Genomic DNA, 13,394 nt, shown 5'->3' on the forward strand with positions numbered 1-13,394 from the left:
GTTTGGTGTGAACATCCTCCGGAATGACGTTCAAAGTGCACTCGGCATCGCTGCTGCGACGGGCGGTTCATTCGTCCGTGTGAACGTCCATACGGGTGCTCGACTTACTGATCAGGGTATCATCGAGGGTATGGCCCACGAAACCCTGCGACTTCGTGAGCAACTCGATACCGACGTCTCTATTCTTGCTGATATCGACGTGAAACACTCCGCGCCGCTTGCCGAGCGTGCCTTAGACGACGTCGTTTCCGAACTCGTCGAACGTGGCGGTGCCGACGGAATCATCGTGAGCGGGACTGGTACCGGCGAAGCGGTCGATACGACCGTTCTCGAGCAAGTGGTCGACTCTCGCGATGCACGAGGACTCGATGCCCCTGTCTTGATTGGAAGCGGTGTCACGCCCGAGACAGCACCTGACCTGCTTTCTGTCGCCGATGGTGCTATCGTCGGGACCGCTCTCAAACACGGCGGAGAGACGACGAACCCGGTAGACGAAGCAGCAGTTGAGCGTCTCGTTGAGTCGGTTCGTTAGAGTCTCCCCCCTTCTCACTGATTCTCCAAGAATTCCCACACCTCGGATTCGGATGGAAGATGGCCACGTGCGCCCATTTCAGTACAATTGAGTGCGGCCGTAGCAGCAGCAAAGCGGCCTGCGTCCTCTGCGGAATAGTCTCCGAGGAGCCACATGTGAATTAGACCCGCGGTGAAGGTGTCGCCAGCCCCGGTCGTATCGTTCACAGCAACGTCGAAGGCTGGGACTTCGGTCACTGTCTCTCCTTCGAGAAGCAACGCACCGTCTCTCCCCTGTGTAATCGCCGCACGAGTTGTATTCTGCTGAATGAGCGTGGAAATGGCTTCTTCGGCACCACCACCGAAATACGAGCGTGCAGCTACCTCGCCAACCACGAACAGGTCGACAATAGAGAGCAGTCGGTCGATCGTCTCGGGTGTCGTCCCTCGTCCTTCGAGTTCTGAGAGCGGGCCAGCGAGGTCGAATACGAGCGTCGAAATTTCCCCACGTTCACGCGCGCTCACGAGTCGAGAGACCACTTCGTCGGGAGCGTAGGCACTCGTGAATACCACACTGGCGTCACTCGCATACTCGATATCTTGATCATCAAGTCGAAGGTTCGGCACGCTCTGGCCGCCAGCGACGATCATTCGCTTTCCGTCCGGTCCACGCAGAATCAACGTGTACGACGATTCTTCGGGACCAGAGCGAATCCGAGAACAGTCGAGACCACGTGCTTGGAGATCATCTTCTATCTCGTCGGCGGAATCGACTCCGAGCCGTGTGATGACTCCTGTCTTGTTCCCGAACTCAGCGAGTCCCGAAGCGACATTTGCAGCGACACCACCCACGTCGGTCGTGTGTTCGCGGGCGAATGCACCACCGTCGGGCTCTGGCAGATTTGACAGCGAATAGATGTGGTCGATAACGGCAGTCCCGACCGTCACGACATCGAGAGACGACATTACGTCTACTCGGCCATCGACCGTCTTGAACGTACAGGAGTTACCGTTTTCAGATTCGTACTGCCTGTTCTTTGTCGCCTTGACTAGGCTTGATTTGAATTTTGCTTTCGTGAGAACGTCTTCAAGCGCGGACGAGAACACTCACGTCACAGTGTGTGCGATCATATTGCACGATTAGCGCTGTTTAATAGCCATGAGGCAAACCGGCCAGTGTCGGTCGTCCCAACCTGTCTGTTCGAGCGGACACGGGCGACCCGATCTGGCATTTCAGTCGACTCGTTCTTTGGTAGTGGATAGTCAAGGGGTGGGCGATATAGGCACATCACGCTAACAGCCCTGAGGGCAGGGATACCAGAGCTGCCATTGGCACGAGGTGTGCCTATTCTGTCTGTGGGCAGTCCGAGACGCCACAGGACCAGACAGAACGTCCTGTGGATTCTAAAATGGGGTGCCGCCCCTGGTATTTGTATTGGTACGACCCTCAAAATTGGGGGATGAGATGGGTGTGCGTAGGCAGACGGACACTACTTGAGTCAAGACGTGTCTGAGTTGTAGCTCTTTGATCTGAGTGGCTTCGACCGATTACTGATTCGGTGTCTGTTCTTTCTCCGGAGTAAGATAGTGCTGTTCCCACTCCTGCCTAGCTTCGATCTCCCGGCGACCACGTGCTGTGACTTGGTAGCTGTTTGTTCGGCGGTCTATCTCTCCCTTGTCGACGAGGCCCTTTTCGACGAGCGTATCGAGGTTGGGATAGAGTCGACCGTGATGAATCTCGTTTTCGTAGTAATTTTCGATCTCTTGTTTGATTGCAAGGCCGTGCGGCTCGTCAAATCCCTCAATAACATACAGTAAGTCACGCTGGAATCCAGTGAGATCGAACATTGATGTAGTTTATTAATTTTATATCGAACATATATATTTGTTGACTTCGAGAATGATTTTTGTCGGGGGAGTGCTGCTAGACGAGTACTCTGAGTACAATGTGTGCGAATTCAAACTAGGGTTGATTCCGCACCCAGAATTGATGGCTCGCCATACCTGAACTGATTTAACCAAAGAGACGAAGGATAAACCGGTACAGTTGATCCCACCCCGGGATTGAAGTGCCTGTCCAAGCTGTTGTATCAGTTGAACCCCTCACGGGGACCTTTGGGGCTCAACAGAACACAACCATACGGTCAGCGACGCGTGCGCATCCTTTGACCGACGACTGTAACGTCACAGCTCCTGTTGCGGTGAAGGTGTAATCGATGAATCCGGTTGTCTGTCTGCCCTCCGAATCTGCGGTCATATATCCCGGAACACGCTCTCGATAGATCCTTTCAGACGAGGGGACGACATTTGCACCTCCTCGCGAGATATTCGGATTCCCCCATCGACACAGGGTAATTCGAAAGACCTGCTTCGAGCTTTTGTTTGAGTTCTTTGTACCGAGAGGTGTCCGTCGTTGCGAGTTCGATTCGGTACGCAGGATCGACGACAAACTCGTAGCTCCTCAGTTGGCGCGGTCGCTCGCCGTCTGGGTACTTCGCTCGAAGGGTCTTTCTTCCAGTCCCACCTCCCCCGCCCATATCGCTGTCAGGGTTTGTACGGAGTGTAATTCGAGGAGAGCCAACACAGTAGGCAGCCTCGATCATCCCCTCGTACTCAGTGAGAACTGAAACTAACTTCTCGATGTTGAGGTGGTAATCAGACGGACTTCTGATGGTCTCGTCTGTCGTCGGTGTTAGCTTGAGCAATTCGTCGAGACGGCCAATATGGAATTCTGGGTGTGTGTACTCAACTCGAAGATAGAGCTGGGGTTCTTGTCCGAACTTGCTTCGAGAGACAGTTTGGTTTTTGATTGCTCGCCAACAGAGGGTGTCTAACCGACGAACGTCCTCCTCAGAGAGGTTGGTCTCGCGGGCACGTTGTGGGTCTACGATACCAGTGCCCGAAAACAACCGCGACGTACCTTTTTGTCTCGTGACCGCCGATGAGAGGTATGGAACTCGAATTGCGCTTCTTCGCGACGTTTCGGGAGGCGGTGGGTCAAAAGACGATTCACTGGCGTGTCGACGACGATTCGACGGTGGGTGACGTGCTTCACTCTCTCGAATCCGAGTACGACGGCCTGTCGGGGCAACTTATCGAGGACGGCAACGTCCGACCGCACGTGAACGTCCTGCGAAACGGCCGCGAAGTCGTGCACCTCGACGGCCTCGAAACGACGCTCGAAGACGGTGATACGATAAGCGTCTTCCCACCGGTGGCGGGAGGCTGAGATGGTACGACGAGAGCGAGCGTTTCGGGGCATCTCGACCCGGCTCGTCGTCCAGTACCTCGAAGGACTCGGGGGTGAGGCCGACGGCGAGCGTCGCGTCGTCGGCCCGGACTGGACCGTCGATATCGACACCGAAGTAGTCACCATCACGAGTAGCATCCAACTGACCGAGGTCCAACTCACGTTCGAGGGTGACGAAGAGACGCTCGACGAACTCATCCCCACGTTCGCCCAGAAGGCGATGCGCGCAGGTGGGTGACCGTGGGCACCGACCGCGACTCGCAGCGAGACCCAGAGCGTCTTCGTGACCGACTCGGCCCCGACGAAGACGACACCTCGGCGAGCGGTGGTGCCATCGACGGAACCGCGATTATGATTGCCGCCGCAAAGGCGAGCGTCCCCGCCGCGCTCTTGCCGGCGCTTCTCGACCGTGCACAGGGATTCCTCGACGACAACGCAGACGAGTACGCCCGCGAGTTCGAGTGTGTCTACGAGGACGACGACACGGCAGTCTACTTCGTCCCACTCGGTCACTGGGATACGAAAGGTGCCGAACTCGGCTTCTCACACCGAGAAGTCGACGCTGTCCGCCGTGCCCACACCGAACACCTCCGGCGCATCGGAACGAGTGACGACCGCCGCGACGAGTTCGAAACGGCACTCGAGATACGCGAAGTCGCCGTCGTCGGTCGCAGACGACCCCGGCAATCCGCACGCTGATAGACGCATATTTCGGGGCCGGTCTCCTGCTATCGACAGATGCCTACAGTTCCTCCGGATTTACTCGACGGCGTTCGGGACGTCATGCCCCTTCACCTCGGCATCGTCCCGTTCGGCCTCGTTGCGGGTGTCGCCGCCGTCGAACAAGGGCTCTCGATATTCCACGCCATCGGCTTTTCTACCATCGTCTTCGCAGGTGCGTCCCAACTTGCGATGATAGAACTCCTGGGCGCAGACGCACCGCTCGCTATCGTCGTCGGCACCGCCGTCGTCGTCAACCTCCGCATGTTGATGTACTCGGCGTCTATCGCGCCGTACTTCCGTGACTTCGCCGCCCGGTCGAAGACCATCGCATCCTACCTCCTCACCGACCAGGCGTACGCGCTCTCGCTCGCACGCTACGGCGAGGACGGCCGGACCGACCGCTTTGCCTACTACGTCGGCGTCGCGGCGTCTCTCTGGGTCGTCTGGCAAATCTCTACGATTGCCGGTGCCTTCCTCGGTGCGGGCCTCCCGCCGGAGTGGGGATTCGAGTTCGCTGCACCACTCGTGTTTCTCGCACTGCTCGTCCCGGCGCTGAAAGACCGTGCGTCGGCAGCGTCGGGTCTGGTCGGTGGCCTCGTCGCCGTCGCCGTCGTCGCCGCGGGCGTCCCCTTCCACCTCGATATCATCGTCGCGGCAATCGTCGGTGTCGGTGCCGGCCTCGCCGTCGAATCGCTCGGTGGTGACGCGTAGATGCCGACGAGTTACGATGCGACGACTGTCTGGGGCGTCATCGTCGTCGCCGGGGTGCTCACGTTCGCCATCAGAGGGTCGTTCGTCTACCTCTTCGGTCGCATCGACGAGGTTCCACCGCAGGTCCAGTCTGCACTCGAATACGTCCCCGCGGCCGTCTTCGCCGCCCTCGTCTTCCCGGCGATTATCGTCCCTGAGGGCGCTGTCTCACTCTCGCTCGGGAACGAGCGACTCGTCGCGGGGACGCTCGCGGCAATCGCGGCGTGGTACACAGAGCGCGTCTTCGTCACCATCGTGGTTGGGATGGGGGCGCTCTGGGTGCTTCGGTTCGTCGTCTGAGTGCAACACGGCCCAGGCGGTACTGTCGCACGACGACATGACAGGCCGAAGGCGAGCAACACGGTCGACGTCGGACGACACGTCGTGATTCTCGTGGTGAGAACGCCCTCGGAACGACGTATATGCTGACCTTATCCACCGATAGCCTCTGTATATTCAATACCGTGCCAACGAATGTGTGTATCAGTGGCTCCATGAAAGGGTCGCTCAGCCTGGTAGAGCATCCACCCTCGTGGTGGGTGGCCTGAAAAATGGCCTCGATGGTTCGAATCCATCCCCTTTCGTTCACGCCTTCCTTCTCCCACCCCTCACCGTCAGCCTCGACGAGAGGAGGTCAGACTACTCTTCGACTGGTTGCCGGATAATCGTCTTCAACTTCTCCGGGTCGGTCCGGCGCATGTCGCTCAGGTATATCTCGTGGTGTGCGCCGCGACGAGTGTAGTCCTGCTCTTCGATGAACTCGTGGACGCGTTCGACGGTTGGCCCCTCTTCGGAGTAGGGACCGATGTGGAGCGTCTGTGCGGACAGTCCCTCGTCGAACGACTCGTATCGTACCTCCGAGAGCGCGGGAAGGTCTTTCTTCTCACTCACGTCCTCGCGTGCCCGTTCGACGATATCTTCGGTCACCACGTTCGGTTGCATCTGCAGCAGTGTCCACTGCCACTCGTCTTTCTTCTCGACGTCGAACGCCTCCATGTCGTCGGCCCACCAGAGGCCTTCGAGTGGCATGACGACGTACTTCATCTCTCGTTCGGCTTTGACGATAGACCGAATCGCGTAGCTGAAGGGGTACAGTGTCTCGACGGCGGCACTGAACTCGGGTGACGTGTTCGGGTCGCCCTTACCGTCTATCATCAGGTAGTGGAGTGTGGGTACCTCGACGAGCGAGACTTCGTTCGCCGACTGGCGGTACAACTCCTTTAGTTCCTTCTTGTAGTCCACCGACTCCATCGTGTGAGACAATTGTACAGATACAGAGATAAGTGTGCGAGTGCCTCCGTCCTAGTTCGTCGCAGTCGCGTCACTGAACGGCGGTCGGAAAGCGAACAAAAAATCGAGGCGTGCGTGGTTCGACGCCGCCCGCGTCCGTCTAATTAGTCGTCTGCCGGTGCAGGCGAGTCGCCGCGCGAGACGCCCGTGCCGGGGCCGATGTCGATGCCGAGTTCTTCGAGACGCTCGTCGGGGACGACACCGTCGACCCACTGGCGACGCGCGTAGTACTCTTCTTTCATCTCGTCGAGTTCACAGAGTTGGCCTTCGGAGGCACCCTGTCCCGGAATCGCCTCGTCGCCGGGGATGAAGCGTCCCGGCAGCGAGTCGTCCGACCCGTCGAACCCTGCGAGGTTGTTGTAGTAGCGCTCCAGCGTGTAGATGCGGTCGCCGGTCTCCAGCAGTTCGTCTTCGGTCACGTCGAGTCCGGTCATGCCGTTGTACTGGAGGACGTACTCTTCGATACCCTCCGCGAAGGCGTTGAACTTGCAGATGTCGAACGAGTCCGAGATGGCGTGCATGTCCTGGAACAGGGCGACGAGTTCACCCTTCCCCTCGTACTCGTGGGGGTCGGCCTTCTCCGGGATGCCGAGCAGTTCGGCAGACGGCGTGTAGCCGCGCAGGTGACACGCACCGCGGTTCGAGGTGGCGTAGCCGATACCCATGCCCTTCATACAGCGTGGGTCGTACGCCGCGATAGTCTGACCCTTGACGGCCAGCGAGTTGTCGTGGGCGTCGAAGCGCTCGGCGAGCCCGTTGGCACCCTCCGCCAGAGCGTCGGCGAGGTCGCCGTCGCGGTGAGCGACCTCCGTGATGAGGTCGATCATGCGCTCGGTGTCACCCCAGTCGAGTTGTTCGCTCAACTCGTCGAGTTTGCCTTGCTCGGACATCTCCATCGCCATGGCCATGATGTTGCCCATCTCGATGGTGTCGACACCCATGTCGTTACAGCGGTCGAGCATGACGGCAATCTCGTCGCGTTCGGTGTGACCGGCGTTCGGTCCGAGTGCGTACGCAGTCTCGTACTCGTAGGACTCGACGTGGACGTTCATCTCCTCGCCTTTGTGCATCACCGACACCTCGACTTCCTTCTTACAGGCGACTGGGCAGGAGTGACACGTGGGTTCGTCCACGAGGATGTTCTCGCGGACGTTCTCACCCGAGACGCGTTCAGCGTCGATGTCGATGCCCTCGGCATCGCGCATTGCGCCCGTAGACGTGTACTTCCCGTTCTTCGTCGGGAGGCCGTCCAGTTCTTCGCCCACGTTCATCAGAACGTTCGTTCCGTACACGGACAGGCCACCCTCGTTGGGGCCGGTGACTTCGGACTCACGGATGAGTTGCATCGCCTGCTGATAGCCCTTCTTGAACGTCTCCGGGTCCGCAGGCTTCGGCATCTTCGTGCCCGACTTGACGACGACGGCCTTGAGGTTCTTCGACCCCATGATCGCGCCCGTGCCACCACGACCGGACGCTCGGTCGTCTTCGTTGATGACACACGCGTACTTGACCTGATTCTCGCCGCCCGGACCGATTGCCATCACCGAGAGGTTCTTGCCGAGTGACCCGTCGACTTCGCCCTCGATTTCTTCGATAGTGTCGCGGACACCCTTGCCCCACAGGTGTGACGCGTCGTGGAGCGTCACGTCGCCGTCTTCGACGACGGCGTACACTGGGTTCTCGGACTTCCCGTTGAAGAGGAGGCCGTCGACCCCGGACCACTTGAGTCGAGCACCACTCCAGCCGCCGTGGTGCGAGTCAGTGACGGTCCCCGTGAGCGGGGATTTCGTCACGAGGGCGATTCGCCCACTCATCACTGTCTGTGTGCCCGTGAGCGGTCCCGTCATGAACGCCAGAAGGTTGTCCGGACTGAGCGGTTCCACCTCTGGACCGTTGTCGAAGACGTACTTGACACCGAGTCCCCGTGCGCCGATGTACTTCTTCGCGTCCTCGTCGTCGATACTCTCGTACTGCACCGCACCATCCGACAGGTCTACCCGCGCGACTCTGTCGTTATAACCACCGAGTTCTGTCATTGTAATCCTCGTTGATTATATACGGCTGCAAGTGGGTTAGTGATTCCCACACCGAGGTAACTGAAAGTGGTTACCTGTTCGAGGAGCGACACGGTACCGTCTCGGGATTGTGGCAATCTGTGCGACTCATCCCGGTTTCGGCCCTGCGGCGCTGAGTGTGAGGCTCCCTGTAGCGTCGACGACAACACTTGCCTGGCCTCGCGGGGGGCACGACCACCACATTCCCTCAGTCTCCGCACCGGTCTCAGTGCTCGCGAACACCCGCTTCGGGCCAGACTCCACCACCGGGACGAACTCGCGAGTCTCTCCCGCTTCGAGGTCGATAGTCTCTTCGAACGTCTCGGACTCCGACTCGATTCGGAGGGTGAGGCGATGCGGGCCGTCGTCTCGATTCGTGACGGTGAGCGTCGTGTTCGCCGGACCACATCCAGTCGCCCCGCTCTCGGTGTCGACGTACTTCGTCGGTTCGTCGGGGACCTGCCACGGTGTCTCGACCGCTATCTCGTCGGTTTCGAGGGCGACACGGTACGTGCCCGTCCGGTACGATATCGGCACGGAGAGTCGCGTCTGAGACGGGAGTCGGTAGGTTCGGTCGAGGAGTGTCGAACCGAACAGGTCGACCCGAAGCCGTGCCGTCGTCTCGCTACCGGGGTTCTCTACGACGACGCCGGCGGGCGCGTACCAGCGTCCCGACCCGTCACCGACGAGGGGGAGGTCGACGGCCTCACCACCGTCGTCTACCGCGCACGCACGGTTGGGCCGACAGGAGACCGTCCTCCAGAACTCGGCACTCTCCCGGCCGAGCACGACTTCGAGACCATCGAGGGCCTCTTCGGTCGCCCACGCGGATGTCGCGCGAATACCCGTGTCTGTCTGGACGAGCACCTCGACGTCGTCTGGTGGGATGTCGACTCGGCGGACGGTTCGCTCGCCGGGGACGAGGTCGACGTTCTCGAAGAATATGTCGCGACTCCCCCGAGTGACGACGACTGTCGTGAACACGGGGTCCGGCGTCGGATTCCAGACCGAGAGCATCCGCTGGACGCTTTCGTCGGCAGTCGTAACTGCGGTCGGTTCTCCGGTCCCCTCTTCGGGAGTTGGCGTCTCCGTCTCAGTCTCTCCCTCCGGCGACCCACACCCCGCGAGACCGGCGACGCCGGACGCGACGAGCGAGAGGAGGGTGCGGCGGTCCATACCGGAGGATACGGACTGGTCTCATATGAACGTCGTTCTGCGTGGGTAGTTTCTCGATTTGATAATTGGCCCCAAACTGCTATCTCGCCTCCTGTTCGAGTGTTCCGGTACGTAACAGGTATCTATGGCACTTGAAGACTTCTTGGACGCAATCGAGCCTTCGCGACGGTCGTTATCTGTCGTCAATCGCTCGGCCCCCAAACCCGTCTTGCGGATGCTCGAAACGACGTTCGAAGACCAGTCGGTTCACGTCGACGAGCAAGCCGTCGCGGACCACGGTGACGACGTCGTCGTCCTCTCTGAAGAGACCGACGACGGCCGAGAGATTCTCGCTACGTCCCCACTCGAAGCGTTGATGAACACCATCTTGCTCGTGAACTCGGACCTCTACAAGACCGGACAGACCGACCTCGACACCTTCGAACTGCCCGCGGTTCTCACCGAACTCGACGACGTTCCGTTCACGCTCCGGGGCTATCCGGAATCGGACAAAGAGAAACTCCTCCTGGTCGCGATTTCGCGGTACATCGAACGACACGCGTGGCGTAGCGGTGCCGGGCGACTCCGGTCGTCGTTTCAGCGACTCTCTCGAATCAAAGACGAGCGAGGAACGCGAGCCGTGTACAAGAAAATCGCGTCGACCGACGTGCAGACCCACGTCTACGGCGTCACAGATTGGACGCCACCGTTCGACTTCGGGGTCCGAAGCCACGGTGGGTACACGGCTGACTACCGCGATTCGTGGTTCGTCGTCTACACTCCGGCGGACGACTCCCTTCCCGGACGCCCCGACAAGCCACCAGTCGCCCTCCTCGCACTCGAGACCGAGCCAAAGCGATGGGAAGGGTACTGGACGTTCGACTCGTCTCTCGTCGCCGATATCGACGACTACATCGCGCGCAACATGTGACGAGGACGAACGACGCTCGACGACCACCCTCATCGCGCACGCCAGACGAAGCGGCTTTACGCGCCCATCCGATAGGAGACTCCAATGAGTAAGCCGAGCCCCGAGGTCTACGAACGGGGACGCGGGATGGACGCGCACAACAAGGTGATGCGCGACATCCGTTCGCGGAAGCAGAAGACCTACGACCCCCACGAGCCGACGCGGGTGTGGATCGACGAGGACAACACGCCCGACGGCGTCTACGATTCGCTGACGATTATCCTCAACACCGGCGGGTGTCGCTGGGCCCGTGCCGGTGGCTGTACGATGTGTGGCTACGTCGCCGAATCGGTCGAAGGCGGGAGCGTCTCTCACGAGGCGCTCATGGACCAGATTCAGGTCTGTCTCGACCACGAAGCCGAAGAAATGGACGACGGCGAGAAGGCGGGTCTTATCAAAATCTACACCTCTGGCTCGTTCCTCGACGAGCGCGAAGTGCCCGCCGAGACGCGCGACGCCATCGCCGAGACGTTCGCCGACCGTGACCGAATGGTCGTCGAGTCGCTGCCGGACTTCGTCACGCGCGAGAAACTCGCCGACTTCACCGACCGCGGCCTCGAAACCGACGTCGCAATCGGTCTCGAAACCGCGACCGACCGTGTCCGCCACGACTGTGTCAACAAGTACTTCGACTTCTCCGACTTCGAAGACGCCTGCGACGAAGCGGCGGCGGCGGGCGGCGGCGTGAAGGCGTACCTGCTGATGAAACCGCCGTTCCTCTCGGAACCGGAGGCGCTCGAAGACATGAAGTCGTCCATCCGGCGCTGTGCCGCCGTGGACAACTGCCACACCGTCTCGATGAACCCGACCAACGTCCAGCGCTACACCATGGTGGACGAACTCTTCTTCAACGGTGGCTACCGGCCGCCGTGGCTCTGGTCGGTCGCCGAGGCACTCCGCGACACGGCAGACGTGGACGCCATCGTCGTCTCCGACCCAGTCGGCGGCGGGCAAGAACGCGGTGCGCACAACTGCGGCGAGTGCGACGAACTCGTCTTCAAGGCCGTCAAAGACTTCAACCTCCGACAGGACCCGAGCGTCTTCGACCAGGTGTCCTGTGAGTGCGAGTCGACGTGGGAGTACGTCCTCGACGCGGAGACGAGTTACAACATGCCGCTGGTCCGCTGAGGCCCCCGAACCCAGCGGACGTTTGTCCACAAACAGCACGTCGAACGCACTGTTTTCTCTCGTTTTTGCGGTGTTAGGGTGTCCTAGCGCCCGGTAACTATTACCTAACTACTCGGCTAGGATATTCGTATCAAAGAGGGTGTAACGCGTTGTCATATTCGGGAGTTCGGACACGTGCCCACCCGGACTGCCCGCCATCATGACGAAACACACGTACAAGACCGTCTACTACGCGGACGGGTGGTTTGAAATCCGCGAGGAAGAGAACACCGAGGCCTGGATAGCCACGGACGCTCCTCGCGCACTCATGCCATAGCACGCGGTACGCGGGTCGGAAAAACTCCAACCATCGCTCATCGTGTACGCTGCTACATTCGCCCGTCCGACCCCGTATCGCCCACCGCCGCTGCGGCGGTCTTTTTTATCGAAATCGAACGCCGAGCGTCGGCGTCAGCCTTCGAAGCCCGACAAGATTCCTCGTCCGTCGGTACTCCCGAGTTCCGGCAGCGACGCGCGTTCCGGGTGCGGCATCAAGACGGCGACAGACTCGGTGTCGCCGAGGATCCCGGCGACGTTCCCTCGCGACCCGTTCGGGTTCGCCTCGTCGGTGACGTTGCCGTCTTCGTCGCAGTAGCGAAAGAGGATGCGGTCGTCTGCTTCGAGTTCCTCGTAGCCCTCGTCGTCGATTTCGAAGCGTCCCTCGCCGTGAGCGATGGGGAGTTCGATGACGTCGCCCTCGTCGTAGGCGCTGGTCCATCGAGTGTCGGCGTTTTCGACGCGGAGGTAGACGTGTTCGCACTGGAAGCGAGCACTCGCGTTCGTGGTGAACGCACCGGGCGTCAGACCGGCCTCACAGCCAACCTGTGCACCGTTACAGACACCGAGGACGGGGATGCCATCTTCGATAGCCTCGCGGACGGCGTTCATGACCGGTGACCGAGCGGCCATCGCGCCGCCACGGAGGTAGTCACCGTACGAGAAGCCACCGGGGAGCATGATGCCCGTCGTCTCTTCCGGGAGCGGGTCTTCGTGCCAGACGCGTTCGGCCTCGAACCCGAGGTCCGTCAGCGCGCGGACGGCGTCTCGGTCACAGTTCGACCCGCCAAACTGCACGACTGCAATCATCTCAGGCCTCGACGACCTCGACCTCGTAGTCGTGGATGGTCGGGTTCGCCAGTAAGCGTTCGGCCATCTCGTCGGCGCGTTCGGCCGCCGCGTCGGCGTCCGCCGCGTCGAGGTCGACTTCGTACCGTTCGGTGAAGCGCAACGCGTCGAGTTCGAAGCCGAGTCGTTCGAGTGCGCGCTTCGTGGTCTCCGCCTCCGGGTCGAGCACGCCACGCTTGAGGCGCACCGTCACCGTCGCGGTGTAGGTGGTCATCGGATGACGATGCGTGGTGATGTGCAAAAACGGTTTTGGGTCGCGTTTGATATGCACGAACGTGTGTACAACTCGGGAGACGGCGTCTACGGGGCTGGAGAGCGTTCTACGTCGTGGACCGTCAGTTCCTCGTCGATGACGAGGGTGAGCGTATCGTCGTCGAGTTCGAAGTCGACGGTGGCGCGC

General features: G+C 60.4%; 16 protein-coding genes and 1 tRNA gene. 9 read left to right on the top strand and 8 right to left on the bottom strand.

What is annotated here, in order from left to right; genetic code table 11:
• The coding region (locus tag AUR66_RS03370; protein WP_058571101.1) for a BtpA/SgcQ family protein at positions 1–532 on the top strand (532 nt) is incomplete at its 5' end.
• Between the two features lie 14 nt (positions 533–546).
• Here AUR66_RS03370 and AUR66_RS03375 read toward each other — a convergent pair.
• The 3 genes from AUR66_RS03375 to AUR66_RS21700 form a co-directional block, all read right to left on the bottom strand.
• Positions 547–1,476: a carbohydrate kinase family protein gene (locus tag AUR66_RS03375; protein ID WP_058571102.1), complete on the bottom strand. Its 930-nt coding sequence runs from the start codon at positions 1,474–1,476 to the stop codon at positions 547–549.
• Between the two features lie 582 nt (positions 1,477–2,058).
• Positions 2,059–2,358 carry a PadR family transcriptional regulator gene (locus AUR66_RS03380; protein WP_058571103.1) on the bottom strand — a complete coding sequence of 100 codons (300 nt, stop codon included), beginning with the start codon at positions 2,356–2,358 and terminating at the stop codon, positions 2,059–2,061.
• 440 nt (positions 2,359–2,798) lie between these two features.
• Positions 2,799–3,419, bottom strand: coding sequence for a type I CRISPR-associated protein Cas7 (locus AUR66_RS21700; protein ID WP_058571104.1), 621 nt, complete (start codon positions 3,417–3,419; stop codon positions 2,799–2,801).
• 41 nt (positions 3,420–3,460) lie between these two features.
• Here AUR66_RS21700 and AUR66_RS03390 point away from each other — a divergent pair, with 41 nt between their 5' ends.
• The 6 genes from AUR66_RS03390 (at position 3,461) to AUR66_RS21070 (ending at position 5,817) form a co-directional block, all read left to right on the top strand.
• The gene (locus AUR66_RS03390; protein ID WP_058571105.1) at positions 3,461–3,739 is read left to right on the top strand and encodes a ubiquitin-like small modifier protein 1; all 279 of its coding nucleotides are present in this window, start codon (positions 3,461–3,463) and stop codon (positions 3,737–3,739) included.
• A 1-nt stretch (position 3,740) separates the two neighbouring features.
• Positions 3,741–3,998: a hypothetical protein gene (locus AUR66_RS03395; protein ID WP_058571106.1), complete on the top strand. Its 258-nt coding sequence runs from the start codon at positions 3,741–3,743 to the stop codon at positions 3,996–3,998.
• The gene (locus AUR66_RS03400) at positions 3,995–4,459 is read left to right on the top strand and encodes a hypothetical protein (protein WP_197409665.1); all 465 of its coding nucleotides are present in this window, start codon (positions 3,995–3,997) and stop codon (positions 4,457–4,459) included. The genes AUR66_RS03395 and AUR66_RS03400 overlap by 4 nt, the downstream gene beginning before the upstream one ends.
• A 39-nt stretch (positions 4,460–4,498) precedes the next feature.
• A complete protein-coding gene (locus AUR66_RS03405; RefSeq protein ID WP_058571108.1) occupies positions 4,499–5,194 on the top strand; it encodes an AzlC family ABC transporter permease in 696 nt (231 codons plus the stop codon).
• Complete coding sequence (locus AUR66_RS03410) at positions 5,195–5,533, top strand: AzlD domain-containing protein (protein WP_058571109.1); 339 nt, start codon at positions 5,195–5,197, stop codon at positions 5,531–5,533. It begins immediately after the preceding gene.
• A 196-nt stretch (positions 5,534–5,729) separates the two neighbouring features.
• Positions 5,730–5,817, top strand: a tRNA-OTHER gene (locus tag AUR66_RS21070).
• Positions 5,818–5,872: 55 nt separating this feature from the next.
• Here AUR66_RS21070 and AUR66_RS03415 read toward each other — a convergent pair.
• From AUR66_RS03415 to AUR66_RS03425, 3 genes are all read right to left on the bottom strand, one after another.
• Entirely contained in the window at positions 5,873–6,484 is a 612-nt protein-coding gene (locus AUR66_RS03415; RefSeq protein ID WP_058571110.1) for a GyrI-like domain-containing protein, read from the bottom strand.
• A gap of 143 nt (positions 6,485–6,627) precedes the next feature.
• Complete coding sequence (locus AUR66_RS03420) at positions 6,628–8,559, bottom strand: aldehyde ferredoxin oxidoreductase family protein (RefSeq protein WP_058571111.1); 1,932 nt, start codon at positions 8,557–8,559, stop codon at positions 6,628–6,630.
• A 126-nt stretch (positions 8,560–8,685) separates the two neighbouring features.
• Positions 8,686–9,753 (bottom strand): hypothetical protein, encoded by a 1,068-nt coding sequence (locus tag AUR66_RS03425; protein ID WP_058571112.1) that lies wholly within the window; start codon positions 9,751–9,753, stop codon positions 8,686–8,688.
• 124 nt (positions 9,754–9,877) lie between these two features.
• Here AUR66_RS03425 and AUR66_RS03430 point away from each other — a divergent pair, with 124 nt between their 5' ends.
• On the top strand, positions 9,878–10,663 hold the full coding sequence (locus tag AUR66_RS03430) for a histidine kinase (RefSeq protein ID WP_058571113.1): 786 nt from the start codon (positions 9,878–9,880) through the stop codon (positions 10,661–10,663).
• Between the two features lie 84 nt (positions 10,664–10,747).
• Positions 10,748–11,830, top strand: a complete 1,083-nt coding sequence (locus tag AUR66_RS03435) for an archaeosine biosynthesis radical SAM protein RaSEA (RefSeq protein WP_058571114.1) — start codon at positions 10,748–10,750, stop codon at positions 11,828–11,830.
• A 450-nt stretch (positions 11,831–12,280) separates the two neighbouring features.
• Here the strand turns inward: AUR66_RS03435 and purQ are convergent, their stop codons facing one another.
• Positions 12,281–12,955: a phosphoribosylformylglycinamidine synthase I gene (purQ, locus tag AUR66_RS03440; protein WP_058571115.1), complete on the bottom strand. Its 675-nt coding sequence runs from the start codon at positions 12,953–12,955 to the stop codon at positions 12,281–12,283.
• Position 12,956: 1 nt separating this feature from the next.
• Positions 12,957–13,208, bottom strand: coding sequence for a phosphoribosylformylglycinamidine synthase subunit PurS (gene purS / locus AUR66_RS03445; protein WP_058571116.1), 252 nt, complete (start codon positions 13,206–13,208; stop codon positions 12,957–12,959).
• Between the last annotated feature and the right edge of the window lie 186 nt (positions 13,209–13,394).

Origin of the sequence: Haloferax profundi (assembly GCF_001469865.1) — an archaeon.
Classification (GTDB): Archaea; Halobacteriota; Halobacteria; order Halobacteriales; family Haloferacaceae; genus Haloferax; species Haloferax profundi.

Bases quoted from the DNA above. Each gene is read 5' to 3' on its own strand.
- AUR66_RS03375 (WP_058571102.1), bottom strand. From the start codon at position 1,476: ATGTCGTCTCTCGATGTCGTGACGGTCGGGACTGCCGTTATCGACCAC.
- AUR66_RS03380 (WP_058571103.1), bottom strand. From the start codon at position 2,358: ATGTTCGATCTCACTGGATTCCAGCGTGACTTACTGTATGTTATTGAG.
- AUR66_RS03390 (WP_058571105.1), top strand. From the start codon at position 3,461: ATGGAACTCGAATTGCGCTTCTTCGCGACGTTTCGGGAGGCGGTGGGT.
- AUR66_RS03395 (WP_058571106.1), top strand. From the start codon at position 3,741: ATGGTACGACGAGAGCGAGCGTTTCGGGGCATCTCGACCCGGCTCGTC.
- AUR66_RS03405 (WP_058571108.1), top strand. From the start codon at position 4,499: ATGCCTACAGTTCCTCCGGATTTACTCGACGGCGTTCGGGACGTCATG.
- AUR66_RS03410 (WP_058571109.1), top strand. From the start codon at position 5,195: ATGCCGACGAGTTACGATGCGACGACTGTCTGGGGCGTCATCGTCGTC.
- AUR66_RS03415 (WP_058571110.1), bottom strand. From the start codon at position 6,484: ATGGAGTCGGTGGACTACAAGAAGGAACTAAAGGAGTTGTACCGCCAG.
- AUR66_RS03420 (WP_058571111.1), bottom strand. From the start codon at position 8,559: ATGACAGAACTCGGTGGTTATAACGACAGAGTCGCGCGGGTAGACCTG.
- AUR66_RS03425 (WP_058571112.1), bottom strand. From the start codon at position 9,753: ATGGACCGCCGCACCCTCCTCTCGCTCGTCGCGTCCGGCGTCGCCGGT.
- AUR66_RS03430 (WP_058571113.1), top strand. From the start codon at position 9,878: ATGGCACTTGAAGACTTCTTGGACGCAATCGAGCCTTCGCGACGGTCG.
- AUR66_RS03435 (WP_058571114.1), top strand. From the start codon at position 10,748: ATGAGTAAGCCGAGCCCCGAGGTCTACGAACGGGGACGCGGGATGGAC.
- purQ (WP_058571115.1), bottom strand. From the start codon at position 12,955: ATGATTGCAGTCGTGCAGTTTGGCGGGTCGAACTGTGACCGAGACGCC.
- purS (WP_058571116.1), bottom strand. From the start codon at position 13,208: ATGACCACCTACACCGCGACGGTGACGGTGCGCCTCAAGCGTGGCGTG.